Annotated in this window: 23 protein-coding genes; 15 read left to right on the forward strand and 8 right to left on the reverse strand. The window is 70.3% G+C overall.

Annotation, left to right across the window (positions count from 1 at the left end; genetic code table 11):
• Positions 1-60 precede the first annotated feature (60 nt).
• Entirely contained in the window at positions 61-900 is an 840-nt protein-coding gene (locus tag AC3ANN_RS17525; protein ID WP_488340867.1) for a VOC family protein, read from the forward strand.
• 33 nt (positions 901-933) lie between these two features.
• Here AC3ANN_RS17525 and AC3ANN_RS17530 read toward each other — a convergent pair whose 3' ends face one another.
• The 5 genes from AC3ANN_RS17530 to AC3ANN_RS17550 form a co-directional block, all read right to left on the reverse strand.
• Entirely contained in the window at positions 934-1947 is a 1014-nt protein-coding gene (locus tag AC3ANN_RS17530; protein ID WP_488338659.1) for a LacI family DNA-binding transcriptional regulator, read from the reverse strand.
• Positions 1948-2008: 61 nt separating this feature from the next.
• A complete protein-coding gene (locus tag AC3ANN_RS17535) occupies positions 2009-3511 on the reverse strand; it encodes a GH1 family beta-glucosidase (RefSeq protein ID WP_488338660.1) in 1503 nt (500 codons plus the stop codon).
• A 7-nt stretch (positions 3512-3518) separates the two neighbouring features.
• Positions 3519-4439, reverse strand: coding sequence for a carbohydrate ABC transporter permease (locus AC3ANN_RS17540; RefSeq protein WP_488338661.1), 921 nt, complete (start codon positions 4437-4439; stop codon positions 3519-3521).
• Positions 4436-5467 (reverse strand): carbohydrate ABC transporter permease, encoded by a 1032-nt coding sequence (locus tag AC3ANN_RS17545; RefSeq protein ID WP_488338662.1) that lies wholly within the window; start codon positions 5465-5467, stop codon positions 4436-4438. The genes AC3ANN_RS17540 and AC3ANN_RS17545 overlap by 4 nt, the downstream gene beginning before the upstream one ends.
• 92 nt (positions 5468-5559) lie before the next feature.
• Complete coding sequence (locus AC3ANN_RS17550) at positions 5560-6837, reverse strand: ABC transporter substrate-binding protein (protein WP_488338663.1); 1278 nt, start codon at positions 6835-6837, stop codon at positions 5560-5562.
• 266 nt (positions 6838-7103) lie between these two features.
• On the opposite strand from AC3ANN_RS17550, the gene purS reads away from it, so the two are divergent.
• Both purS and purQ read left to right on the forward strand, forming a co-directional pair.
• Positions 7104-7352: a phosphoribosylformylglycinamidine synthase subunit PurS gene (purS, locus tag AC3ANN_RS17555; protein WP_488338664.1), complete on the forward strand. Its 249-nt coding sequence runs from the start codon at positions 7104-7106 to the stop codon at positions 7350-7352.
• Positions 7349-8056, forward strand: a complete 708-nt coding sequence (gene purQ / locus AC3ANN_RS17560; RefSeq protein ID WP_488338665.1) for a phosphoribosylformylglycinamidine synthase subunit PurQ — start codon at positions 7349-7351, stop codon at positions 8054-8056. The genes purS and purQ overlap by 4 nt, the downstream gene beginning before the upstream one ends.
• Positions 8057-8074: 18 nt before the next feature.
• Here purQ and AC3ANN_RS17565 read toward each other — a convergent pair whose 3' ends face one another.
• Complete coding sequence (locus tag AC3ANN_RS17565; protein WP_488338666.1) at positions 8075-8506, reverse strand: DUF1761 domain-containing protein; 432 nt, start codon at positions 8504-8506, stop codon at positions 8075-8077.
• A 61-nt stretch (positions 8507-8567) separates the two neighbouring features.
• Here AC3ANN_RS17565 and AC3ANN_RS17570 point away from each other — a divergent pair, with 61 nt between their 5' ends.
• Positions 8568-9500 carry a 2-hydroxyacid dehydrogenase gene (locus AC3ANN_RS17570; RefSeq protein ID WP_488338667.1) on the forward strand — a complete coding sequence of 311 codons (933 nt, stop codon included), beginning with the start codon at positions 8568-8570 and terminating at the stop codon, positions 9498-9500.
• 229 nt (positions 9501-9729) lie between these two features.
• The gene (locus AC3ANN_RS17575) at positions 9730-10200 is read left to right on the forward strand and encodes an anthrone oxygenase family protein (protein ID WP_488338668.1); all 471 of its coding nucleotides are present in this window, start codon (positions 9730-9732) and stop codon (positions 10198-10200) included.
• A 7-nt stretch (positions 10201-10207) separates the two neighbouring features.
• Here the strand turns inward: AC3ANN_RS17575 and AC3ANN_RS17580 are convergent, their stop codons facing one another.
• On the reverse strand, positions 10208-10726 hold the full coding sequence (locus AC3ANN_RS17580; RefSeq protein WP_488338669.1) for an adenine phosphoribosyltransferase: 519 nt from the start codon (positions 10724-10726) through the stop codon (positions 10208-10210).
• Between the two features lie 145 nt (positions 10727-10871).
• Here AC3ANN_RS17580 and AC3ANN_RS17585 point away from each other — a divergent pair, with 145 nt between their 5' ends.
• The 3 genes from AC3ANN_RS17585 to AC3ANN_RS17595 all read left to right on the forward strand — a co-directional run bounded on the left by AC3ANN_RS17585 (position 10872) and on the right by AC3ANN_RS17595 (position 14900).
• Positions 10872-12554, forward strand: coding sequence for a glycoside hydrolase family 13 protein (locus AC3ANN_RS17585; protein WP_488338670.1), 1683 nt, complete (start codon positions 10872-10874; stop codon positions 12552-12554).
• A gap of 72 nt (positions 12555-12626) precedes the next feature.
• Positions 12627-13646, forward strand: coding sequence for a LacI family DNA-binding transcriptional regulator (locus tag AC3ANN_RS17590; RefSeq protein WP_488338671.1), 1020 nt, complete (start codon positions 12627-12629; stop codon positions 13644-13646).
• 24 nt (positions 13647-13670) lie between these two features.
• Positions 13671-14900 carry an amidohydrolase gene (locus tag AC3ANN_RS17595; protein ID WP_488338672.1) on the forward strand — a complete coding sequence of 410 codons (1230 nt, stop codon included), beginning with the start codon at positions 13671-13673 and terminating at the stop codon, positions 14898-14900.
• 96 nt (positions 14901-14996) lie between these two features.
• Here the strand turns inward: AC3ANN_RS17595 and AC3ANN_RS17600 are convergent, their stop codons facing one another.
• Complete coding sequence (locus tag AC3ANN_RS17600) at positions 14997-16061, reverse strand: VanZ family protein (RefSeq protein WP_488338673.1); 1065 nt, start codon at positions 16059-16061, stop codon at positions 14997-14999.
• A gap of 153 nt (positions 16062-16214) precedes the next feature.
• On the opposite strand from AC3ANN_RS17600, the gene AC3ANN_RS17605 reads away from it, so the two are divergent.
• From AC3ANN_RS17605 to kdpC, 7 genes are all read left to right on the forward strand, one after another.
• Positions 16215-18254, forward strand: a complete 2040-nt coding sequence (locus AC3ANN_RS17605) for an APC family permease (RefSeq protein ID WP_488340868.1) — start codon at positions 16215-16217, stop codon at positions 18252-18254.
• A gap of 63 nt (positions 18255-18317) precedes the next feature.
• A complete protein-coding gene (locus AC3ANN_RS17610) occupies positions 18318-19619 on the forward strand; it encodes a cysteine desulfurase (protein ID WP_488338674.1) in 1302 nt (433 codons plus the stop codon).
• Positions 19616-20068, forward strand: coding sequence for a Fe-S cluster assembly sulfur transfer protein SufU (sufU, locus tag AC3ANN_RS17615; RefSeq protein ID WP_488338675.1), 453 nt, complete (start codon positions 19616-19618; stop codon positions 20066-20068). Before AC3ANN_RS17610 ends, sufU begins: the two co-directional genes overlap by 4 nt.
• 329 nt (positions 20069-20397) lie before the next feature.
• Positions 20398-20487, forward strand: coding sequence for a potassium-transporting ATPase subunit F (locus AC3ANN_RS17620; protein WP_488338676.1), 90 nt, complete (start codon positions 20398-20400; stop codon positions 20485-20487).
• Positions 20487-22169 (forward strand): potassium-transporting ATPase subunit KdpA, encoded by a 1683-nt coding sequence (kdpA, locus tag AC3ANN_RS17625; RefSeq protein ID WP_488338677.1) that lies wholly within the window; start codon positions 20487-20489, stop codon positions 22167-22169. Before AC3ANN_RS17620 ends, kdpA begins: the two co-directional genes overlap by 1 nt.
• A gap of 1 nt (position 22170) precedes the next feature.
• Entirely contained in the window at positions 22171-24348 is a 2178-nt protein-coding gene (kdpB, locus tag AC3ANN_RS17630) for a potassium-transporting ATPase subunit KdpB (RefSeq protein ID WP_488338678.1), read from the forward strand.
• Between the two features lie 21 nt (positions 24349-24369).
• A complete protein-coding gene (gene kdpC / locus AC3ANN_RS17635) occupies positions 24370-24981 on the forward strand; it encodes a K(+)-transporting ATPase subunit C (RefSeq protein WP_488338679.1) in 612 nt (203 codons plus the stop codon).
• Positions 24982-24983: the final 2 nt, after the last annotated feature.

Here is a 24983-nt window from a genome sequence, read left to right on the forward strand (position 1 = left end):
TTCTACATTCATGTGAATGCACAGCAGACGGCGGCCGACCGCCTCGCCGCCGACACCGCGATGGGAGCCGTGACGCTGCTCGTCGGCGACCTCGACGGCATGACCGCGTTCTACCGCGACGTCGTCACGCTCGAGGTGCTCGTTGCGGACGGCGACCAGGTCGTGCTCGGCCGCGCCCGGCGGGCGATCGTGGCGCTGCGGCACGACCCGGCGCTGCGCCACGCGACCCCGGGCTCGGCGGGGCTCTTCCACACCGCGATCCTGTTCGAGTCGCAGGAGGCGCTCGCGGCCGCGCTCTACAGCGTCGCGACCCGCGCGCCGCACACGTTCACGGGGTCGGCCGACCACCTGGTCAGCCAGGCGTTCTACTTCACCGATCCCGAGGGCAACGGCATCGAGCTGTACTGGGACCGCGCCCGCACCGAGTGGTCGTGGGTGCACGGGCAGATCGAGATGGCGACGCTGTACCTCGACCCCAACGCGTACCTGCGTGAGCACCTGACCGAGCGTGCCACGGGCGGCGCGACGGCGCAGGACGCGGCATCCGTCGGTCATGTGCACCTGTCGGTCGGCGACGTCGCCACCGCCCGCTCGTTCTACGTCGACGCGCTCGGCTTCGACGAGACGGCCGCGCTGGGCGATCAGGCGGTGTTCGTGAGCGCCGGTGGCTACCACCACCACATGGCGATGAACACCTGGAGCTCGCGCGGGGCAGGCCCGCGCATGCCCGCGCTCGGTCTGGGCCGCGTGGATCTCGAGCTGCCCGACGCCGACGCGCTGGGCGAGCTCGCCGAGCGGCTGCGCCACCACGGCTTCGCGGTGCGCGACGACGGGCGCACGGTGTCGTTCGACGACCCGTGGCGCAACCTGCTGCACGCCACCGTGCCAGGCCGGGGCTGACCCCAGCGCCCCGGCCTCCGGCCCCAGCCGGCCTCAGACGGAGTCGCGGATGACGAGCTCGGTCTCGAGGATCGTGACGTGGCGCGGATGCCGTCCCGCGAGCAGATCGATGAGCACCGAGGCCATGCGCTCGCCCTGCTGGAACGACGGCTGACGTACCGTCGTCAGCTGCGGGATGACGGATGTCGCGACCGGTGAATCGTCGAAGCCCATGAGCGCGACATCGTCAGGCACGCGCAGTCCCTCAGCCGTCAGCGCGGTGAGGACGCCGCGCGCCATGAGATCGCTCGCGACGAACACCGCGTCGGGCGGGGATCCTGCGGCAAGGATGCGACGCATGGCGTCGGCCCCGCCGTCCGCCGTGAAGTTGCCGTCCTCGATCGCGTGCTCCTCGAGGTGGAACGCCGCCAGGGCGTCGCGGTAACCCTGGAGGCGGTCGATGCCGGCGGGCATGTCGAGTGGTCCCGTGATCGTCGCGATCCGGCGGCGGCCACTCTCGATCAGGTACACCGTGGCGTCGTACGCGCCCCGGACGTTGTCGACGTCGACGTAGTAGTCGCGCTCGCGCTCGCGCACCGGCCGGCCGCCGTAGACGACCGGCACGACGCTCGCGATGCGCTCGATGAACGTGTCGCTGGTGTGGTGCGAGACCACGATCGCCCCGTCGACGGCGCCGCTGCGCACGTAGCTCGTCGTCTTGTCGCCGGGGTCGTCGCTCGCGATGAACAGGTTGAGCACGTAGTCCGAGCGGCTGAGCCGCGAGTTGATGCCCGACACGATCGCCGCGAAGAACGGGTCGCCGAAGAACCTCGTGGTGTCTTCGGGCACGATGAGGGCGACGGCGTGCGTCTTCTGGCTCGCGAGCGAGCGCGCCGCACGGTTCGGGACGTAGTTGAGGTCCGCGATGGCACGCTTGACCGCCTCCAGCGCCTCGGGACTCACCGCGGTGGAGCCGTTGACGACGCGCGAGACCGTCGACCGCGAGACCCCCGCGGCCGCGGCGACCTCCTCGATCGTCACGGCATGGCGCATCGTCTCGGTGGTCATCGCGATGCGCCCCCCGTCACGTGTGTGGTCATACCCTCATCCTGCCCCTCGCGCGAGCCCGTCAGGCGTCGACCGGCAGATCGGAACCGGTGAGCGCGCGGGCCGCGATGATCCGACGGTAGTCGCGCGCGCTGTCCTTGAGGGACCGCTCCTGCGTGTCGTAGTCGACTCGCACGATACCGAATCGCTTCTCGTACCCCCACGCCCACTCGAAGTTGTCGAGCAGCGACCAGTAGAAGTACCCGCGCACGTCGACGCCCGCATCGGCCGCGTCGAGGATCGCGGCCAGGTGCGCCCGCAGGAACTCGGCGCGATCCTCGTCGTGCACGCGGACCTCGCCCTCCTCGACGACGCGGGCGTCGTCGTAGGCCGCCCCGTTCTCGGTGACGTACAGCACGGTGCCGGCGGGCTCGGCGTACTCGTGCCACACGCGCTCGAGCAGGCGCGTGAGCCCTTCGGGCTGCACCTCCCAGTTCATCGGCGTGCGCGGAAGGCCGCGCTCGTGCCAGAAGATGCCCTCGTGCGACGGGAACGGCGAGCGTCCCGGACGATCGGTCGGTGCGTCACCGGCCTTCGGCGGGTTCTCGGGGGCGTGGCCTCCGACGTATTCGCCGTGGTAGTAGTTCACCCCGAGCGTGTCGAGGGGCGTCGAGATCGCGTCGAGGTCGCCCGGCCGGATCGCGGACTCCCATGCGGCGACGGCCTCCGCATCCACCTCCCGGATGTCGTCGACGATGTCGGCGGGGTACTCGCCGCGGAAGATCGGATCGAGGAACCAGCGGTTGAACTGCCCGTCGATGCGGCGCGCCGCGTCGACGTCCGCCGGGTCGGACGCGTCGACCGGATCGGCGACCGTGAGGTTGAGCGTGATGCCGAGCGTCAGCGACTCGTCGCGCGCCCGCAGCTCGCGGACGGCCTGACCGTGGCCGAGCATCAGGTGGTGCGCGGCGAGCACGCCCTCGGTCACGCTGTAGTGGCCCGGAGCGTGCAGGCCCGCCGTGTAGCTCAGGAACGACGAGCACCACGGCTCGTTGAGCGTCGTCCACACGTCCACACGGTCTCCGAGCGCGTCGTGCATGTCGAGCGCATACTCGGTGAACCTCTCGGCGGTGTCGCGGTTCGCCCAGCCGCCCTTCTCCTGCAGCGCCTGCGGCAGGTCCCAGTGGTACAGGGTGAGCCACGGGAGGATGCCGGCGCCCAGCAGCTCGTCGACCAGCCGCTTGTAGAAGTCCACGCCCTGCTCATTGACGGGTCCCCCGTCGGGACGCACGCGCGCCCACGACGTCGAGAAGCGGTAGGTCTGCAGCCCCATGTCCTTCATGAGGGCCACGTCGTCGCGGTACCGGTGGTAGTGGTCGCACGCGACATCGCCGTTGTCGCCGTTGATCACGGCGCCCGGCACGCGGCAGAACGCGTCCCAGATCGAGTCGCGGCGACCGTCCTCGCGGGCGGCCCCCTCGATCTGGAAGGCGGCGGTCGCGGCGCCGAACAGGAAGTCCGACGGGAACGCACGCGAAGTCGCGGTCGTCATGAGGGCAGAGTCCTCTCTGGATGCGATGGTCATGTGTCTATCAGCCCTTGACGGCGCCGGCCATGATCCCGCTGACGAGCTGGCGACCGGCGAAGGCGAACAGCAGGATGAGCGGGATCGTCGCCAGCAGCACGCCGGCGAGCACGATCGAGTAATCGACGAAGTAGTTCGACTGCAGCAGCGACAGCGCCACCGGCAGAGTGGGGTCGCGCCGGTCGAGCACGATGAAGGGCCAGAAGAAGTTGTTCCACGCGCCGACGAAGGTGAAGAGGAACAGCATGGCCGCCGCTGGACGCGCCGCCGGGACCGCGATGGTCCAGAACGTGCGCAGCATCGTCGCGCCATCCACGCGCGCAGCCTCGATCAGCTCATCGGGAACCGTCTGCTGCAGGTACTGCGTCATCCAGAACACGCCGAACGCGCTCGTGAGCGCCGGGATGATGATGGCGCCGACGCTGCCCGTCCAGCCGAGGTCGGCGAACAGGATGTACAGCGGCACGACGCCCAGCTGGGTCGGCACCGCCATCGTGGCGACGACGAACACGAGCAGGCCCTTGCTCCCCGGGAAGCGCAGCTTCGCGAAGGCCCAGCCGGCGAGCGTCGACGTGAGGACGACGGATGCCGCGATCAGGGTCGAGCTGTAGAGCGAGTTCCACAGCGCGGGCCAGAAGTTCACCGCGGGGTCGTTGACCACCGAGGCGGCGTTGGCGAGGAAGTTGCCGCCGGGGATCCACGACATGTTCGGGTCGCTGATGGTCGTGGAATCCCCCGACCCGATCAGGAACGACCAGTAGTAGGGGAACACCGCGGACAGCACGACGACCGCGAGGCCCGCGTAGACCCAGAACCCCGCGCGGAAGCCGCGGATCTTGGTGGTCCTGTTCTCGCGGCCGCGACCGCGCCCCAGCCCTGCGGTGGCGATGGGCTCTTCCACCATCGCGATGGGAGGTGTGGTGCTCATCGGGCGTCCCCCTTGCGGTCCATGCGCCGCAGGACGCCGGCGGCGCCCCGGCTGGTCTCGTCGCGGACGAGCCGGCGCGTGACCATCAAATTGATGAGTCCGATGACGAGGATGAGGAGGAACAGGATCCACGCCAGCGCCGCGGCGCGGCCGAAGTTCCACTCGCGCCAGCCGATGTTGTAGAGGAACAGGGTGATCGTGAGCCACTGACCAGCGGCGCCGCCCTGGCCGGTGTTGTCGAACTGGCTCGGCTCGTCGAAGATCTGCAGGCCGCCGATCGTCGACGTGATGATCACGAAGATGAGCGTGGGACGCAGCGAGGGGAGCGTGATGCTCCAGAACTGGCGGAAGCCGCCGGCGCCGTCGACGGTGGCCGCCTCGTAGTAGTCGCGGGGCACGGCCTGCATCGCGGCGAGGAGGATCAGCGCGTTGTAGCCGGTCCAGCGGAAGTTCACCATCGTGGCGATCGCGACGTGGCTCCAGAACGGGTCCTTGTGCCACGGGATCGCCGGCAGGCCGAGGCCCGTGAGGATGTTGTTCACCAGGCCGTGGTTGTCGCCGAACATGTTGCTGAAGATCAGCGCGACGGCCACGGGCGCCATGACGTACGGCAGCAGGACGCTCGTGCGCCAGAACGTCTTGGCGCGGATGTTCTTGTCGAGCATCGCAGCGATGAAGATCGCCAGGATCAGCTGCGGGACGCTCGAGAGCAGGAAGATGCTGAAGGTGTTGCGCAGCGCGGTCCAGAACTGCGGGTTCTGCAGGATCCAGATGTACTGGTCGAACCCGATGAACTCGCCGGAGTTGCGGACGAGGTCCCACTCCATGAACGAGATGACCGCCGTGTAGGCGATGGGGAAGAGACCCACGATCGCGAACATGAGGAAGAACGGCGAGATGTAGAGGTACGGCGAGACCTTGAGGTCCCAGCGGCTGAGCTGCTGGCTGAAGGACAGCACGCGAACGCGCTTCTCTGTCGGCTTCGGCGGCGCCTCAGGCGCGTCAGGGCGCACTTGGGTGGCAGTCACGATGGCTCCGGTGAGGTCGGGGTCGGACAGACCGAGTGCGCGCGGGCGTCGGGTTCACCCGCGCGCACTCGATCATGAATCGGATCGGAGCCTCAGAAGGCCTCGACCTCGGCGACCCAGGTGTTCCACGAGGTCTGCTCGTCTTCGACGCCGTCGAAGACTCGCGTGACCGCGTTCTGGAGCGCGTCGTGGTACTTGAAGTAGCTCGCGTCCTTGTAAGGCGCGACCGTGACGGCCTCGGCGCGGGTCGAGAGGATCTCGCCGACGGGCGCGTCCTGGAAGTACGCGTTGGTGGCCTCCGCGAGCTCCGTGCTCTCGAGAGCCTCGAGCTGGCTCGGGAAGGTGCCCGCGTTCGCGAACGCCTTCATCTGCTGCTCGGGAGCGGTGAGCCAGTCGGCCAGCGCGAGCGCCGCCTCGACGTTGTCGCCATCGGCCGGAACGGTCAGGTACGAGCCGCCCCAGTTGCCGCCGCCGCCCGGGAACACGTCGGCGATGTCCCAGTCGGTGGTGTCGGGCGCGTTGCCTTCGATGACGCCGAGCATCCAGCCCGGGCACAGCATCGCGGCGAACTCGCCGTTCGCCATCGAGGCGAACCAGTCGTCCGACCACTGGCCGGCGTACGCCGAGTTCGGCACCGCGCGCTCGGTCACGAGCTCGTACGCCGCCTGGATCTCGGGGTTCTCGGTGGCGATGACCGCGCCGTCGGGCTCGGTGTACGTGTACTCGATCTGGTTCACGATGCCCTGCAGCACCGAGTTGGCCGAGTCGATCATCGGCTTGCCGGTCGCCGCCTTGTACTGGTCGGCGACGTCGAGGAAGTGCTCCCAGTCGCCGTTGAACAGCTCGGCGACGCCCTCGCGGTCGCTCGGCAGGCCGGCGGCGGCGAACAGCTCGCTGCGGTAGCAGATGCCCTGCGGGCCGATGTCGGTGCCGAAGCCGACGAGACGCCCGTCGGCGTCGGTCGCGGCGGCTTCCTTCCAGTCCAGCCAGCGCCCCTTGACCGAGTCGGGTGCCTCGGCGAGGAGGTCTGAGTACTGCATGGCCTCGGCGAACCAGTCGATCTCGACCGCCTCGATGTCGGCCAGGCCGCCCTTGCCGAGCTTCGCGAAGTAGTTCGCGCGGGCGTCGCCCGACTCGGCGGCGCGGGTGTGCTCGATCGTGACGTTCGGGTTCTCGTCCATGTACTCCTGGAGGAGCTCGTCGGTGTACCCGAAGTCGTTGAAGGTGGCGACCGTCAGCGTGATCTCCTCGTCGGCGTTGCCGCCGTCACCGGTGTCGCCGCTGTTGCCGGCGCAGCCGGCCAGGACGATGGCCGAGGCCGAGAAGGCGGCGACGGCCACGGCGCTTCTGCGGAAGGCGCGTGCGTTCACTGTCACTCCTTTGTGTTGTCAGGTTGGTGTGTGTTGCAGGAACCGGCCCCGGATGGGTTCCGCGGCCTTGGTGTCGTGGGAGCGTTCCCAACGATTGAGACGCAACGCTATGGGACCGCTCTCACGGATGTCAAGGGAGCGCTCCCATGGATGTGTCACGATTGCGTCACGGGCCGTGATCGCACGCGAACGACGCGGAGACCGGGGCGGATGCCGGGGCCCGTAGACTGGACGAGACCCCTGCCCGCGACATCCGGAGCTGTCTGATGCCCACCATCGTCGTCGACGTCATGCCCAAGGCCGAGCTGCTGGACCCGCAGGGGAAGGCCGTCTCCGGCGCATTCGCCCGTCTGGGCGTGTCGGACTTCAGCGGTGTCCGGATCGGCAAGCGCTTCGAGCTGACCGTCGACGGCGACGTGACCGACGAGGTCCTGGCCGAGGCCAAGCGGGTCGCCGAAGAGATCCTCTCGAACTCCGTGATCGAGGATGTGGTCGGGGTCGAGGTGGTCGAATGACCGCCCGCATCGGGGTCATCACGTTCCCCGGATCGCTCGACGATCGCGACGCGCAGCGCGCGATCCGCATCGCGGGGGCCGAGCCCGTCGCCCTGTGGCACGGCTCGCACGACCTCGAAGGCGTCGACGCGCTCGTGCTGCCCGGCGGCTTCAGCTACGGCGACTACCTGCGCGCGGGCGCCATCGCCGCGCTCGCGCCGATCATGGCGGAGGTGAAGGATGCCGCGGCCAAGGGCATGCCCGTCCTCGGCATCTGCAACGGCTTCCAGATGCTGGTCGAGGCTCACCTGCTCCCCGGCGGCCTGATCCGCAACGCGCACCAGCAGTTCATCCGCCGCGATCAGCGGATGCGCGTCGAGAACAACGACACCGCGTGGACCAGCGATTTCGCCGCCGGCCAGGAGATCGTCATCCCGCTGAAGAACGCCGACGGCGGCTACATCGCGTCGGAGTCCGAGCTCGACCGGCTCGAAGGCGAGGGGCTCGTGGCGTTCCGCTACGTCGGCATCAACCCGAACGGTTCGCTGCGCGACATCGCGGGCATCGCGAACGAGCGCGGCAACGTCGTCGGCCTCATGCCGCACCCCGAGCACGCGGTCGAGCCGGGCTTCGGTCCCGACACGTCCGCCGCGATGCGCTCGGGCGAGGACGGCCTGCCGTTCTTCACCTCGGCGATCGCGGCCGTGGTCGGCGCCGCGGCCTGACGCGCGGCATCCGCCGGCTCACACCGTTCCGGCAGGCGGCCACACGCCGATGATGAGGCCCATGATCACGAGCGTCACCAGCTCGTGCGCGATGTTGAGCACCGTCAGCGACGTCGGGCGCCCTTCGAACGCATCGTGCGTGATGAAGCGGGCGGCGGTGAAGCCCGCCCACAGGATCACGGCGGTCGCGAGCGCCGCCCACAGATAGCCGCCGCCGTAGAAGTGCCAGGCGATCGAGGACGCGCCGGCCAGCACCCATGCCGTGATGAAGCTCACGATGACGGTCACGACGATGGGCACGACGGCGGTCGCACCCGGCCGGTCCATGTCGACGTTCGCGAGCTTGGCCCACCTCGTGCCGAACACCTTCGGCGTGTACCAGATCGCGCCGACGACCATGCTCGACGCGGTCGCGATCAGCACCGCCCAGTAGTTGATCTCGGGAACCATCCTTGCCTCCCTGTCCGGTTGCTCGAACTCTAGTCCCCGCGTGCGCCGGTAGCGTGGAACCGTGAGCGACAGCATCCGGAATCTCGTCGTCAGCGTCCCGACCGAGCAGCTCGCCGCCGACCTGGGCGAGCTCCCCGAGGGCGTCGAGGTGGTGGTATGGCCGATGGATGCCGCGGCCCCGCGCGACCGATTCGACATGGTCGTGCCCCCGTACATGTCGATGGCCCGCGTGCTGTCGCGCCTCGAGGGCGTCGAGGTCGGGCTCGTCCAGAGCCAGTCGATCGGATACGACGGCGTCGAGAGCATCCTTCCGCCCGGCCTGGTGTTCGCCAACGCGGCCTCGGTGCACGAGACGTCCACGGCCGAGCTCGCGGTGGGACTCACGCTCGCCGCGCAGCGGCGCCTCGACGCGTTCGCCATCGACACGGCGGCGGGCCGCTGGTCGCCCGCGTTCACCGAGAGTCTCGCCGACCGGCGTGTGCTGCTGCTCGGCTACGGCGGCGTCGGCAAGGCCGTGGCCGCACGGCTCGCGCCCTTCGAAGTGAGACTGACAGCGGTCGCCTCCCGTGCGCGGGACGAGGACGGGATGCCGGTGCACGGCGTCGACGAGCTGCCTGGGCTGCTGCCGGATGCCGAGATCGTCATCGTCACGCTGCCGGGCGGCGCGGCGACACAGGGGATCGTCGACGACGCGTTCCTGTCGGCGCTGCCGGACGGCGCGTTGCTGGTGAACGTCGGCCGGGGCACCCTCGTCGACACCGACGCGCTCGTGGACCACGTGCGGCGCGGCCGCATCCGGGCGGCACTCGACGTCACCGACCCTGAGCCGCTCCCGGAGGGTCACCCGCTCTGGGGTCAGCCAGGGGTGCTGATCTCGCCCCATGTCGGCGGAGCCTCGAGCGCCATGCGACCTCGCGTGGCACGGCTGGTGCGTGCGCAGATCGAGCGCCTCGCCGCCGGCGAGCCGCCGCTGAACGTCGTCCTCGGCGGCTGAGGCTCCCTTTCGGCCCCAGCGAGCACGCTGGGGCCGAAGCCCGCGTGCCGATTCCGCTCGGGAACGGCTCGAGAGCTCTCGCCGGGTTCCGCCGGCCGCACTCCCGCTCGCCGACCGGGCCGCGTCCTTCGGGATGCGGCCGTGTCCGCGTCCGCACGGCGTCAGCGGGTCGCCGTAAGCTCGCTGGCGACGCGCAGCTGCGCTCGATCACGCCGTCCCGAGGAGCCGTATGAACCTGCCCGACGCGCTGGCGGCGGCATCCGCCCTCCTCGGCGCCGCGATCGCGGGCGTCTACTTCGGGTTCTCGCTGCTCGTGATGCCGGGCCTCGCCCGCACCCCGGACGGCGCGGCGCTCCGCGCGATGCAGCAGATCAACCGCTCCATCCGCCCCGTGTTCCTGCTGCTCTTCGTCGGATCCGCCCTCGTCGCGCTGGCCTCGGCGATCGCCGAGGCGCTCTCGTGGAACGGCGCCGTCTCGGCGTGGCGGATCGCCGGCGACGTGCTGATCATCGCCCACTTCTTCATCACGGCGGGATTCAACATCCCCCGCAACAACGCCGTGGACCGGCTGTCGGCGGATGACGCCGCCGATCAGCGCACGTGGCGCACGATCGCCCGCCAGTGGACGCTGGGCAATCACCTCCGCGGCTGGTCCGCCTTCGTCGGCGCCGGCATCCTCGTCGCCACGCTCCTGGTGTGACGCCCGGTCAGGCGGTGAAGACGGCGTGCACGTCTCCGACGACGTCGCGGCCGCCGAGCGCGGCCAGCTCCATCAGCACGGCCGTGCCGACGACCTCGCCGCCGAGGCGCCCGACGAGCTCGTGCGCCGCGACCAGAGTGCCGCCGGTGGCGAGCACATCGTCGACGAGCAGCACGCGCATGCCGCTCGTGATGTCGTCGTGCGCCTCGATGGTCGCGGTGCCGTACTCGAGGGCGTAGTCGACGGATGCCGCGGGCCGGGGCAGCTTGCCCGCCTTGCGGATCGGAACGAGGCCGGCGCCGGCCTCCATCGCCGCGGCGCCCGCGAGGAGGAACCCACGCGCCTCCACCCCCGCGACGACGTCGAACGACCCCTCGAACGGGGCGATCATCGCGTGGATGACGGTGCGAAGTGCCGAGGCATCCGCCAGCAGGGGCGTGATGTCGCGGAACAGCACGCCCGGCTCGGGGTAGTCGGGGATCGTCCGGATGAGGGATTCGGCACGCGTGAGAGCCTCGGAGAGCACCCGCCCACCCTACGCCGCACGCGTGCGAGACGAGGACATGTGCCGAAACGAGGACCCACGCGCGGAATCCGTCCTCGATTCGGCGCTCTTCCTCGCCTCCCGCCCGGCGATACGGATGTGTAAGCGCTTGCAGTAGACTGGCGCGATGACTTCCCCAGAGACCGCAGAGCGCACGGACGCGTTCCTCGCCACCGTCGGCGGCGAGTGGTGGCGCACCGCCGTGATCTACCAGATCTACCCCCGCTCGTTCGCGGATGCCTCGGGCGACGGCATCGGCGATCTGCCCGGCATCACGTCGCACCTCGACGACCTGGCGCAGCTGGGCATCGACGCGATCTGGCTGAGCCCGTTCCAGCGCTCGCCGCAGAAGGACGCCGGCTACGACGTCAGCGACTACTGCGACGTCGATCCGCTCTTCGGCACCCTGGCCGACTTCGACACGATGCTCGCGGCGGCGCACGAGCGCGGCATCCGCGTCATCGTCGACCTCGTCCCGAACCACTCGTCCGACCAGCATGAGTGGTTCCAGCAGGCCCTGGCAGCCGCGCCCGGCAGCCCCGAGCGCGCGCGGTACATGTTCCGCGACGGCACGGGCGAGCACGGCGAGCTGCCACCCAACAACTGGGACTCGGTCTTCGGCGGCCCCGCGTGGACGCGCGTGATCGAGGCCGACGGCACGCCGGGCCAGTGGTACCTGCACCTGTTCGACTCGTCGCAGCCCGACTTCGACTGGTCCAACGAGGAGGTGCGCGAGGAGTTCCGGCGCATCCTGCGCTTCTGGCTCGACCGCGGCGTCGACGGATTCCGTGTCGACGTGGCGCACGGCCTGGTGAAGGCCGAGGGCCTCCCCGACTACATCCCGGCCCCCGAGGCCGGCTCGATGGGCGGCGAAGAGGAGAACGTGCCGTACTGGGGCCAGGAGGGCGTGCACGAGGTGTACCGCGATTGGCGCAGGATCATGGCCGAGTACGAGGGCGACCGCGCACTCGCCGCCGAGGCGTGGCTGCCGACCGCCGACAGGACCGCGCTGTGGGTGCGCTCCGACGAGATGCATCAGGCCTTCAATTTCCCCTACCTGCAGACCGAGTGGAACGCCGCCGAGCTGCGCGAGGTCATCGACGAGTCGCTGCGCGCATTCCCGGGCGTCGGCGCCCCCAGCACGTGGGTGCTGTCCAACCACGACGTCGTCCGCCACGCCTCGCGCCTGGCGCTCACCGCTGAGAACCCGCAGGGCCACGGCATCGGCCCGGACTCACCGGGCAAGCCGATCCCCGAGGTCGGCCTGCGCCGCGCCCGCGCCGCCACGACCCTGATGCTCGCCCTCCCCGGCTCGGCCTACCTGTACCAGGGCGAGGAGCTCGGGCTTCCCGAGGTCATCGACATCCCCGGCGCGGCCCGGCAGGACCCCACCTGGTTCCGCACCGACGGCGAGCGCTACGGCCGCGACGGCTGCCGGGTGCCGATCCCGTGGGAGACGGATGCCCCGGCCTACGGCTTCAGCCCCTCCGGTGCGTCGTGGCTGCCGCAGCCGGCCGAGTGGGCCGAGCTCGCGCGCAGTGCGCAGGTCGGTGTCGAGGGGTCGACGCTCGAGCTCTACCGCCTGCTGCTCGCGGAGCGCCGCGCCCGCGGCCTCGGGGCCGGCACGCTGGAGTGGATCGATGGATACGGCCCGGATGCCGTGGCATTCCGCAACGGGAATGTGACGGTCGTCGCGAACACCGGCACGGCGTCCATCCCCGTGCCGGACGGTATCGTGATCGCAGCGAGCGGCCCGCTCGCCGGCGCCGAGCTGCCGGCCGACACGACCGTCTGGGTGGCGAACGGCTGAGGGTGCGAGCGGGATGCCGAGCGCGGCGTCCCGCGATCCGGCCGGATCGCCGGTCGAAGGAGAGGTGACGACGTGGTCAGCATCGACGAGGTCGCGCGCGCGGCGGGCGTCTCGACCGCGACCGTGTCGCGCGCCCTGAGCGGACGCGGTCATGTCTCGGCGGGGGCGAAGGCCAAGGTCGAAGCCGCCGCGAAGAGCCTCGGGTACGTCGTCTCGGCGTCGGCCTCGAGCCTGGCCTCGGGTCGCACGCGCAACATCGGCGTGCTCGTGCCCTTCCTCGACCGCTGGTTCTTCTCGACGGTGCTGAGCGGCATCGCGTCGGCGCTCATGCGCCGCGGCTACGACATCACCCTTTACAGCCTCACCGCCGACCGGGCGGAGCGCCGCGACATCTTCGACACGTTCCTGCGGCGCCAGCGCGTCGACGGGGTCATCGCGATCGCGATCGAGCTCGGCCAGGAGGAGACCGAGCACCTGCTCGAGCTCGACCTGCCGGTGATCGCGATCGGCGGTCCGAACCCGCGGCTCACGACACTCACCGTCGACGACGTCGCGGTGGCGCGCCTGGCGACCGAGCACCTCCTCGCACTCGGACACCGCGAGATCGCCCACATCGGCGCGAGCCCCGAGTTCGACATCGACTTCCACATCCCCACGCACCGCCGGCAGGGCTTCGAGCAGGCGCTCGCGGATGCCGGGATCCCGGCCAAGCCGTCGCTGTACGAGCCCGCCGACTTCACGATCGAGGGCGGGTTCCGTGCGGCGAAGCAGCTGCTGGGCCAGCCCGGAGGCCGCCCGACGGCCATCTTCGCGGCATCCGACGAGATGGCGATCGGCGCGCTGCTCGCCGCCCGCGAGCTCGGCTACCGCGTGCCCGAGGACCTCTCGGTCATCGGCATCGACGGCCACGAGCTCGGCGAGTTCTTCCGCCTCACGACGGTCGACCAGTTCCCGCTCGGCCAGGGCGAGCGGGCCGCCGACGCGATCCTCGCCGAGCTCGAGTCGGCGCCCGGCGAGACCTCCGCGCATCGACCGGGCGACCTGCCGTTCGAGCTCATCGTGCGCGGCTCGACGGCTCGCCTCACCCACTGACCGCCCGCGGATAGGCTCGTCCGCATGACGATCGACCTCGAAGCCCTCTACATCGACCTGCACCGGCATCCGGAGCTGTCCTTCCAGGAGACGCGGACGGCCGGCGTCGTCACGCAGCACCTGACCGACCTCGGCATCGAGTTCGAAGAGGGCATCGGCAAGACCGGGGTCGCGGCCGCGATCCGCAACGGCGAGGGGCCGGTCGTGTGGCTGCGCGCCGACATGGACGCCCTGCCCGTGCCCGAGCAGACCGGGCTCGAGTACGCCAGCACGGCCCGCGGCACCGACCCTGCAGGCAACGACGTGCCGGTCATGCACGCGTGCGGCCACGACATGCATGTGACCGCGCTCGTCGGCGCGCTCGAGCGCCTGGTCGCGACGAAGGACGAGTGGTCGGGCACCGTGGTCGCGGTCTTCCAGCCCGCCGAGGAGTACGGCGCAGGCTCGCAGGCCATGATCGCCGACGGTGTGCTCGAGCGTTTCCCGAAGCCCGACATCGTGCTCGGTCAGCACGTCACGCCGCTGCCCGCGGGCACCATCGGCGTTCGCAGCGGCACGCAGATGGCGGCATCCGACGGCCTCACCGTCACCCTGCTGGGCCGCGGCGGCCACGGCTCGCGCCCGCAGGCCACGATCGACCCGGTCGTGATGGCCGCGGCGACGGTGATGCGGCTGCAGACGATCGTGTCGCGCGAGGTCGACCCGCGGGACGTCGCGGTGGTGACCGTCGGGTCGATCCACGCGGGCCTGAAGAACAACATCATCCCGGCGGAGGCGAAGCTCGAGCTGAGCCTGCGCTATCCCGATGACGACGCGCGGGCCGCCGTCCTCGAGAAGGTCGAGCGCATCGTCCGGGCCGAGGCGCAGGCTTCCGGTGCCGAGCAGCCGCCGGTGATCGTGACCGACCACACGCTCCCGCCGACGATCAACGACGTCCACGCCACCGCGCGCCTCGTGCTCGCGTTCGATGCCGCCTTCGGGGACGGCACCGTCATCGACCCTGGCATGTTCACCGGCAGCGAGGACGTCTCGTGGTTCGCGCGCGAGGCCGGCGTGCCGCTCGTCTTCTGGTTCTGGGGCGGCGCCGACGCGGAGGCGTTCGCGGCGGCACAGGCCGCGGGCACGATCGAGCGCGACATCCCGACGAACCACTCGCCGTTCTTCGCGCCGGTGCTGCAGCCGACGCTGTCGCGCGGCGTCGACGCTCTCGTGGTGGCCGCGCGCGAGTTCCTGGCCGAGCCCGCCGGCGCCTGAGCCGGACGGATGCCGTGGCACGCGGCATCCGTCGACCCGCTCACCTGCTTCACGGGGTTCGCGGCGAGGCTCCCCGAAGTCGGCGCCGTGAGCGGCTCAGAGCGAGTCGGCCGGCGTGCGGGCGTCGACCAGGTGCTGACCCGACACCAGGCCGGGGAGCCCGCGTCGGTCGGGTGTCGTCAGCACCAGCGTGACCGACGCGACCGCGAAGACGCCGGCGACGAAGCCCCACGCGCCGGGAAGGGCGAGCAGCACGAGGTAGCCGCCGATGCCGCCGGCGAAGCGCAGGAACCGGGCGAGTCCGACGGGAAGCGGCCCGCCGACGAAGCGCAGCTGCACGGCGAGGTCGCCGACGGTACGGCCCGTCGCCATCACGACGACGAGCCACACCACGATCGGAACCACACTGCCCACCGCCCCGGCCGCCGACCCGTCGCGCATCGCGGCCTGGGCTCCGAGCGCCCACAGCGCGAGCTGGAACACGACGGCGGCCGCGATCCCGGTCAGCCACGCTCCGAGCACGTCGCACAGCGTGGCCAGGAAGCGCCGTCCGCGCGTGACCGGTCTCGGCGCCTCGGCGTCGGGGTGTCGCGGCGTTCCCCAGTGCCGTCGTGGCACGAGCAGGGCGAGCAGCGACCCCAGCAGCGCGCCGCAGGTGTTCGTGAGCAGGTCGTCGACGTCGAACACGCGGTACGCGCACGGGTAGAGGCCCCAGACGCCGGTCAGCTGCGTGGTCTCGACGAGCGCCGAGACCGCGAATCCGGCGACGATGGCGGTGGGGATGCCTCGGCCGCCGAGCACGCGGACGAAGAAGCCGAGCGGGACGAACAGCAGCACGTTCAGCAGCACCTGCAGGACAGCGGGGTCGGTGAGGGCACTGCGGCCGCGGCGTGAGACGGCGTCGCGGATGTCTCGAGTGAACGCCCAGAGATCGAGGTTGACGCCCGCGCAGCGGATGGCGTCCGGGTCGGGGAGCGGCAGGAGCGTGTAGGTCCAGATCGCCATGAGGTAGATGAGGGCCGCACCCCAGACCACGAACCGGGCGGCACCGAACCCGCCGCGGCGGCGATAGCTCAGCGCGACGAACGGCACGAACAGCAGCACGGCCAGCGTCACCCCCGCGGCGACCGCGAGCCCGCCCAGAATGACCTGTTCGCGCACGTCCGCAAGTCTCCCAGAGCACGGCGTGCATGGATTTCGTGAGGATGCCGCTCTCGAGGCGTCCTCACGTTCCGCTCACGCGTAACATCGCCCGCCGTGACGAACGACGACACTCGCAACGGGACCGGAGAGGCTCCGATCGCCGAGACGCCCATGGCGAAGCGAATCCTGATCGGCGACCCGCTGTCGTCCGAGCACGCTGACGAGCATCTGCTGCGCAAGCGCATGGCGCTCCCGATCTTCGCATCCGACCCGCTGTCGTCGGTGGCCTATGCGCCTCAGGAGCTGGTGATGATCCTCCTGATCGGTGGCACCGCGTTCCTGGCGTTCAGCCCGTGGATCGCGGTGGCGGTGGTCGTCGTGCTGCTCGTGGTCGTGATCAGCTACCGGCAGCTCATCAAGGCGTACCCTTCGGGCGGCGGCGACTACGAGGTCGCTCGCACCAACCTGGGCGAGGTGCCGGGTGTGATCGTGGCGGCGGCGCTGCTGGTCGACTACGTGCTCACCGTGGCCGTGTCGATCGCCTCCGGCGTCGACAACATCATCTCGGCGATCCCGGAGCTGAACCCTGCGCGCGTCGGGCTCGCCGTCGGCTTCGTGGTCGTGATCGTCCTCATCAACCTGCGTGGCGTGCGCGAGGCATCTCTCCTGTTCGCGATTCCCACGTACGTGTTCATCGGGTCGGTGCTCATCATGATCGGCGTCGGGGTGACGCGCACGATCCTGGGTGATCCGCCGGTCGCGTCGAGCGCGGAGTACGCCGTGCAGGCCGAGCAGCTGACGCAGGCGGCCGTGATCCTGCTGCTGCTGCGCTCGTTCTCGAGCGGATGCGCCGCCCTGACCGGTGTGGAGGCGATCGCCAACGGCGTGCCGGCGTTCCGCAAGCCGAAGGTGACGAACGCCCAGACGACCCTCGCTCTCATGGGCGGCACGGCGATCGTGCTGTTCTCGGGACTCGTGTTCCTCGCCCTCGTGAGCGGCGTGCACTACGCCGAGAACCCGTGCCACCTCATCGGCTTCGACTGCACCGGCCCGCAGCCGAGCCTCATGGCGCAGGTCGCGGCGGCGACGTTCGGCATGGGGTCCGTCCCCTTCTACGTCATCCAGGCGGCGACGGCGTGCGTGCTGCTGCTGGCGGCCAACACGGCTTTCAACGGCTTCCCGCTCCTGGGCTCCGTTCTCGCGCGCGACGGCTACGCCCCCAAGGCCCTCAACACGCGCGGTGATCGCCTCGTCTACTCGAACGGAATGATCATCCTCGGCATCGTCGCGATCTCGGTGCTGCTGGTGTTCCAGGCGAACCTCACGAACCTCATCCAGCTGTACATCATCGGGGTGTTCACATCGTTCACCGTCGGGCAGATCGGCATGATCCGGCATTGGCATCGAGGGCTCAAGACGATCCGGGGGTACACCACGGCCGCGCAGGAACAGCCCGAGGTGCGCTCCGAGCGTTTCACGTATCGGAAGGGTCTCGTCATCAACTCGATCGGCGCGACGATGACGATGGCCGTGCTCGCGATCGTCACGATCACGAAGTTCACCCACGGTGCCTGGATGGTGTTCCTCGCCATCCCGGTGCTGACCTTCCTCATGATCGGCGTGAACCGCTACTACCGCGACGTCGAGCATGAGATCGACATGGACGACGAGGTCCACTACGGCTCGACCGGCGATGTCGCGCTGATCCTCGTGAACCGCCTGCAGAAGCCGGTCGCGAAGGCGATCGACTATGCCCTCGCTGCCAAGCACGACAAGACGCTCGCACTGCATGTGGCCGTCTCGAAAGAGGAGGCGGACGCCCTGCAATCGGAGTGGCAGGAGCATCGGATGCCGATTCCCCTCATCATCATCGAGTCGCCGTTCCGTCACTACGCCCAGCCCGTCGCCCGCTTCATCGCGGAGTACCGCGAGCGGCACGGCTCATCGGTCATGACGGTCTACCTGCCGCAGTACATCGTGGGGCACTGGTGGGAGTCGCTGCTGCACAACCGGCGCTCGCGCCGCATCGCCCAGCAGCTCATGCTGCTGCACGGCGTGACGATCACCCTCGTGCCCTGGCTGCTCGACTCGTCCGAGCTCATCTACGGACGACGCTCCCGCCCGATCCCGGGTCAGGAACGCGCGGGCCGCGCGTTCGACCCCGCGGAAGAGGTCGTGTATGCCGATCACTCCAGCCTCGAAGTGCCGTAGCGGATGCCTCGGCGCAGGTCTCGCACCCGCCCGGTATCCAGGCATCCCGCGTAGCCTTGAAGGGTGAGCCTCACCACCCCCGCCTCGTCTCTCCACGCGCCGCTGGATGCCGCCGCGCTGCGCGCGGACTTCCCGCTGCTCGCCGAGCGCGTGAACGGGCAGCCGCTCGTCTACCTCGACTCGGGAGCGACGAGCCAGAAGCCGCAGGCCGTCATCGACGCGGAGGTCGCGTTCCTCACGCGGGCGAACTCCGCCGTGCACCGCGGCGCGCACACTCTGGCAGCCGAGGCCACCGAGCTGTTCGAAGACGCCCGCGCTGCCGTGGCGCGCTTCGTCGGCGCCCGGCCCGAGCAGCTCGCCTGGACCAGCGGCGCCACCGCGGGACTCAACCTCATCGCCTACTCCATCGGCAACGCATCGGTCGGGCGTGGAGCCCCGGCGTCCTCCCGCTTCGCGCTGAAGCCGGGCGACGAGATCGTCGTCACCGAGAGCGAGCACCACGCGAACCTCATCCCGTGGCAGGAGCTGGCCGCGCGCACCGGCGCCGTGCTGCGCCACATCCCGGTCCGCGACGACGGGACGCTCGACACGGATGCCGCGGCCGAGCTCATCGGCGAGCGCACCAGGATCGTCGCCTTCACGCACGTCTCGAACGTCCTCGGCACCGTGAACCCGGTCGCCGAGCTCGTCGCCCTGGCCCAGGCCGTGGGTGCCGTCACGGTGCTCGACGCATGCCAGTCCGCACCGCACATGCCGCTCGACCTCCCCGCGCTCGGCGTCGACCTCGCGGTCTTCTCGGGCCACAAGATGCTCGGGCCGTACGGGATCGGCGGACTCTACGGCCGCGCCGAGGTGCTCGACGCGCTGCCGCCGTTCCTCACGGGCGGCTCGATGATCACCACCGTGACGCTCGACGAGGCGCAGTACCTGCCTCCGCCGCAGCGGTTCGAGGCGGGCACGCAGCCGGTGTCGCAGGCCATCGGTCTCGCAGCCGCCGTCCACTACCTCGACGGCATCGGGATGGATGCCGTGCACGCGTACGAGAAGACGCTCGAGGCCCGCATGGCCGCGGGGCTGCGTGAGATCCCCGGAGTGCGCCTGCTCGGCGATGCCGAGGGTGCGGAGCGCGTGGGTCTGTGGTCGTTCGAGGTCGAGGGCGTGCACGCGCATGACGTCGGGCAGTTCCTCGACGCGCGCGGAGTGGCCGTGCGCGTCGGACACCACTGCGCGCAGCCGCTGCACCGGCGGTTCGGGCTGACCGCCTCGGTGCGGGCGTCGACCGCGCTTTACAACACCGCGGACGATGTCGACACGTTCCTCGAGGCGCTCTCCGGCGTGCGCTCGTTCTTCGGAGCGGCCTCGTGAGCGGGCTCGAGTCGCTCTACCAGGAGCTCATCCTCGATCACTCCAAGCGCCCGCACGGCAAGGGCCTCGGCGAGGAGTCCGGGCGCGTCGCCACCTCGCATCAGCGCAACCCCATCTGCGGCGACGAGATCACGCTCCGGGTCCGGCTGTCGGACGACGGCTCCGAGGTGAGCGAGGTGACGTGGGACGGCGCCGGCTGCTCGATCTCGCAGGCCTCCGCCTCGATGCTCGCGTCGCTCGTCGACGAGGAGGACGGGATGCCCCGAGCCGAGGCATCCGTTCTCATCGAGGGATTCCGCGAAGCGCTGCGCTCGCGGGGCGGGGTGGCCCTCGACGAGGAGGTGTTCGGCGACGCGGCCGCTCTGTCGGGCGTCTCGAAGTTCACCGCGCGCGTGAAGTGCGCGATGCTCGCGTGGGTCGCGTTCGAGGACGCCCTGGCCCGCGCCTGAGAGCAGCCGCAGCCGGACGACGGCGCGAGCGGGCGTGCACAACTCCTGAACATCGGCCGCGGCCGTGGCACCGCGAGCGGTGAGCCCGCGTGATGAGCTCGGATGTCAGGAGTCCCGCACACCCGCACCCACCGGGACACCTCTCTCGCGGGCCTGACGCCGCATGCGACTCGTGAGGGAACGGGCTCGGACCGTAGGGAAACCGTACGGATGCCTCATCCGTCGCATCGCCGGGTGTTGCATCGATCCGTGCTCGATGTCATCTACCTTGTCGCGACCCTCGCGCTCTTCGCCGTCGTCGCTCTGATCGCTCGGGGGGTGGAGAGGCTGTGATCGTCCTCTCCCTCCTCGCCGCCGCCCTGGGCGTCGCCGCGATCGTCTACCTCGTGGTCGCCCTCGTGAAGCCGGAGAAGTTCTGATGGAGGCCGCAGCCGTGTGGACCGGCATCCTGCAGCTCGCCACCATACTGCTGATCCTCGGCCTGCTCTACCGGCCCCTCGGCGACTGGATCGCCCGCACCTACACGACCGGCAAGGACTGGCGCGTCGAACACGGTGTGTACCGGCTCGCCGGCGTCGACCCCCGGTCGGAGCAGACGTGGCAGGCGTACGTACGCGGCGTGCTCGCGTTCTCGCTGATCGGCGTGCTGTTCGTCTACGCGCTGCAGCGCCTGCAGACCGTGCTGCCGTACTCGCTGGGCCTGCCCGCGGTGCCCGAGGGCCTCGCGTTCAACACGGCCGTGTCGTTCGTGACGAACACGAACTGGCAGTCGTACTCGCCCGAGCTCACGCTGGGCTACACGGTCCAGCTCGCCGGACTCGCCGTGCAGAACTTCGTGTCGGCGGCCGTCGGCGTCGCCGTCGCGGTCGCGCTGGTGCGAGGCTTCGCACGGCGCGGCTCCGCGACCATCGGCAACTTCTGGGTCGACCTGACCCGCGGGATCACGCGGCTGCTGCTGCCACTGTCGATCGTCGCGGCGGTCGCGCTCGTCATCGGCGGCGTGGTGCAGAACTTCGCCGGCTTCACCGAGGTCCAGACCCTCGGCGGCGGCTCGCAGGTTCTGCCCGGCGGCCCTGTCGCCTCGCAGGAGGCGATCAAGCTCCTGGGCACGAACGGCGGCGGGTTCTTCAACGCCAACTCGGCCCACCCCTTCGAGAACCCGACGCCCTGGACGAACGTCCTCGAGATCCTGCTGCTGCTCGCGATCCCGGTCGCGATGCCTCGCGCGTTCGGCCGCATGGTCGGCGACAACCGCCAGGGCTACGCGATCCTCGCGGTCATGACGAGCATCGCGCTCGTCTCGATCGTCGCGGTGACCTGGCTCGAGAGCATGGGCCTCGGCGCCGCGCCGCAGTTCGCGGGCGGTGCGATGGAAGGCAAGGAGGTGCGATTCGGCATCTTCGGCTCGACGCTCTTCGCCGGCGCGACCACCCTCACCTCCACCGGCGCCGTCAACTCGATGCACGACTCCTACACGGCGCTCGGCGGCATGATCCCGATGGTCAACATGATGCTCGGCGAGATCGCGCCCGGGGGCGTCGGGTCGGGGCTCTACGGCATGCTCGTGCTCGCGGTGATCGCGGTGTTCGTCGGGGGCCTCCTCGTCGGCCGCACGCCCGAGTACCTCGGCAAGAAGATCGGCCCCACGCAGATCAAGCTCGCAAGCCTGTACATCCTCGTGACGCCCGCTCTCGTGCTCGCCGGCACGGCGCTGAGCTTCGGCATCCCCGCGATCCGGGCGGATGTCGAGACCACGTCGATCTGGAACCCGGGCGTGCACGGACTCGGCGAGGTGATGTACGCGTTCACGTCGGCGGCGAACAACAACGGCTCCGCGTTCGCGGGACTCACCGCGAACACGCCATGGTTCAACACCGCGCTCGGCGTCGCGATGCTGCTGGGACGCTTCATCCCCATCGTGCTCGTGCTGGCCCTCGCCGGCTCTCTGGCGGCCCAGAAGCCGGTCCCGTCGACGACCGGCACGCTGCCCACCGACCGTCCGCAGTTCGCCGGCCTGCTCGCCGTCGTCGCGGTCGTCATCACCGCACTCACGTACTTCCCCGTTCTCACGCTGGGTCCCCTGGCGGAAGGGCTCGTCTGACATGTCGATCTCCACGCTCACTCCGGTCTCCGGCTCGGTCCCGTCCTCGGAGAAGCCGAACTCGTCCCGCGCCTTCAGCGCCGCACAGCTGTGGAACGCGCTTCCCGGAGCGCTCCGCAAGCTCAACCCGGCGGCTCTGTGGCGAAACCCGGTGATGTTCCTCGTCTGGGTCGGCGCCGCGCTGACGACCCTGATCGCCATCGCCGAGCCGTTCCTCGGCGGCCCGGGATCGTCGGGCGGAACGTCCGTGCCGTTCGGCTTCACATGGGGCATCGCGATCTGGCTGTGGCTCACGGTCCTGTTCGCCAACGTCGCCGAGGCGGTCGCCGAGGGTCGGGGCAAGGCGCAGGCCGCCACGCTGCGCAAGACCCGCACGTCGACCATGGCCCGCCGAGTGGTCCGATACGACGCATCCACGGATGCCGCCGCCGCGCGCGCCGAGACCGTCGAGGTCTCGTCGGCCGAGCTGCGGCTCGGCGACGTCGTGATCGTCGAGGCGGGCGAGCTGATCCCCGGTGACGGCGACACCGTGCACGGCATCGCCACGGTGGACGAGTCCGCCATCACCGGCGAGTCCGCTCCCGTCGTTCGCGAGTCCGGCGGAGACCGCAGCGCCGTCACCGGCGGCACCCGGGTGCTGTCGGACCGCATCGTGGTGAGCATCACCTCCAAGGCCGGCGAGACGTTCGTCGACCGCATGATCGCGCTCGTCGAGGGCGCGAGCCGCCAGAAGACGCCCAACGAGATCGCGCTGAACATCCTGCTGGCGAGCCTGTCGATCGTGTTCGTGATCGTCGTGCTGACCCTGAACCCGATCGCCTCCTACGCCGCCTCTCCGGTGAGCATCCCCGTGCTCGTCGCGCTTCTCGTGTGCCTCATCCCGACCACGATCGGCGCCCTGCTCTCGGCGATCGGCATCGCCGGCATGGACCGGCTGGTGCAGCGCAACGTGCTGGCGATGTCGGGGCGCGCCGTCGAGGCGGCAGGGGACGTCACCACGCTCCTCCTCGACAAGACCGGCACGATCACGTACGGCAATCGTCGCGCCTCCGATTTCGTCGCGATGCCCGGCGTGGGCGACGACGAGCTGGCGAGCGCGGCCGCGCTGTCGTCACTGGCCGATCCCACTCCGGAGGGAATGTCGATCGTCGAACTCGCGGCTGCTCGAGGCGTCCGTGTCGAGCAGCCCGCCGGCGGCACAACGGTGCCGTTCACCGCCCAGACCCGCATGAGCGGTGTCGACCTCGCCGACGGCACCCAGGTGCGCAAGGGCGCCGGGTCTGCCGTGCTGGCGTGGCTCGAGGCATCCGGATCCCCCATCGCCCCGTCGTCGCGCGCGCTGCTGACGAGCGAGACGGATGCGATCGCGCAGTCCGGCGGCACGCCCCTGGTCGTCGCCGTCCGACCGGCGCAGGGACGCGACGGGGTTCAGGGGGCGGGCGCCGTCCTCGGCGTCGTGCATCTGAAGGACATCGTCAAGGACGGCCTGCGCGCGCGGTTCGACGAGCTGCGCACGATGGGTATCCGCACCGTCATGATCACCGGCGACAACCCGCTCACCGCCGCCGCGATCGCGAAGGAGGCGGGCGTCGACGACTACCTCGCCGAGGCCACCCCCGAAGACAAGCTCGCGCTCATCCGGCGGGAGCAGGAAGGCGGCCGGCTCGTCGCCATGACGGGTGACGGCACGAACGACGCGCCGGCGCTCGCGCAGGCCGACGTGGGAGTCGCGATGAACACGGGCACGTCGGCCGCAAAGGAGGCCGGCAACATGGTCGACCTCGACAGCGACCCCACGAAGCTCATCGACATCGTGCGCATCGGCAAGCAGCTGCTCATCACGCGCGGCGCCCTCACGACGTTCTCGCTGGCCAACGACATCGCCAAGTACTTCGCGATCATCCCCGCGATGTTCATGGGGGTCTTTCCCGGCCTCGCGGCGCTGAACGTCATGCAGCTCAGCTCGCCGGCGTCCGCCGTCCTGAGCGCGATCATCTTCAACGCGATCGTCATCGTGTTCCTGATCCCCCTCGCGCTGCGCGGAGTCACGTACCGGGCGGCGAGCGCCTCGCAGATCCTCAGCCGCAACCTCGCCGTCTACGGGTTCGGCGGCGTGATCGCACCCTTCATCGGAATCAAGCTCATCGACCTGGTCGTGAGCCTCATCCCGGGCTTCTGAGCCCGGAGCAGGAGACGCAACATGTCCAGCACCACCCGCACCACCGTGCGCACCGCCGGAGTCGCCCTCCGCGTGATGCTCGTTCTCACCCTCGTGCTCGGGCTCGGCTACACGCTTCTCGTGACCGGCATCGGGCAGTTGGCGCGGCCGTGGGAGGCGAACGGCTCACGCGTCGAGGACTCCTCGGGCTCCACCGTGGGATCGGCGCTCATCGGTCAGTCCTTCACGGATGCCGACGGCGACGCGCTGCCGGAGTACTTCCAGTCGCGGCCGTCCGCCGCGGGCGACGGCTACGACGGCGGTGCCTCGAGCGGCTCGAACCTCGGCCCGGAGAACGCCGATCTCGTCGCCGCCATCGAGGAGCGCCAGGCGGCGGTCGCGGAACTCGAGGGCGTCGATCCTGCGGAGGTCCCGCTCGACGCCGTGACCGCGTCGGGCTCGGGCCTCGATCCGCACATCAGCCCCGCGTACGCGCTGCTGCAGGCGCCGCGCGTGGCCGCGGCGCGCGGGCTCGACGCCGACCGGGTGCGCCAGCTCGTCGAATCGCACCTCCAGCAGCGCGACCTCGGATTCCTCGGCGAGCCCCGCGTCAGCGTGCTCGAGCTCAACCTGGCCCTCGACGCCCTGGGCTGATG

It is taken from the genome of Microbacterium sp. STRO-2N (genome assembly GCF_057747775.1).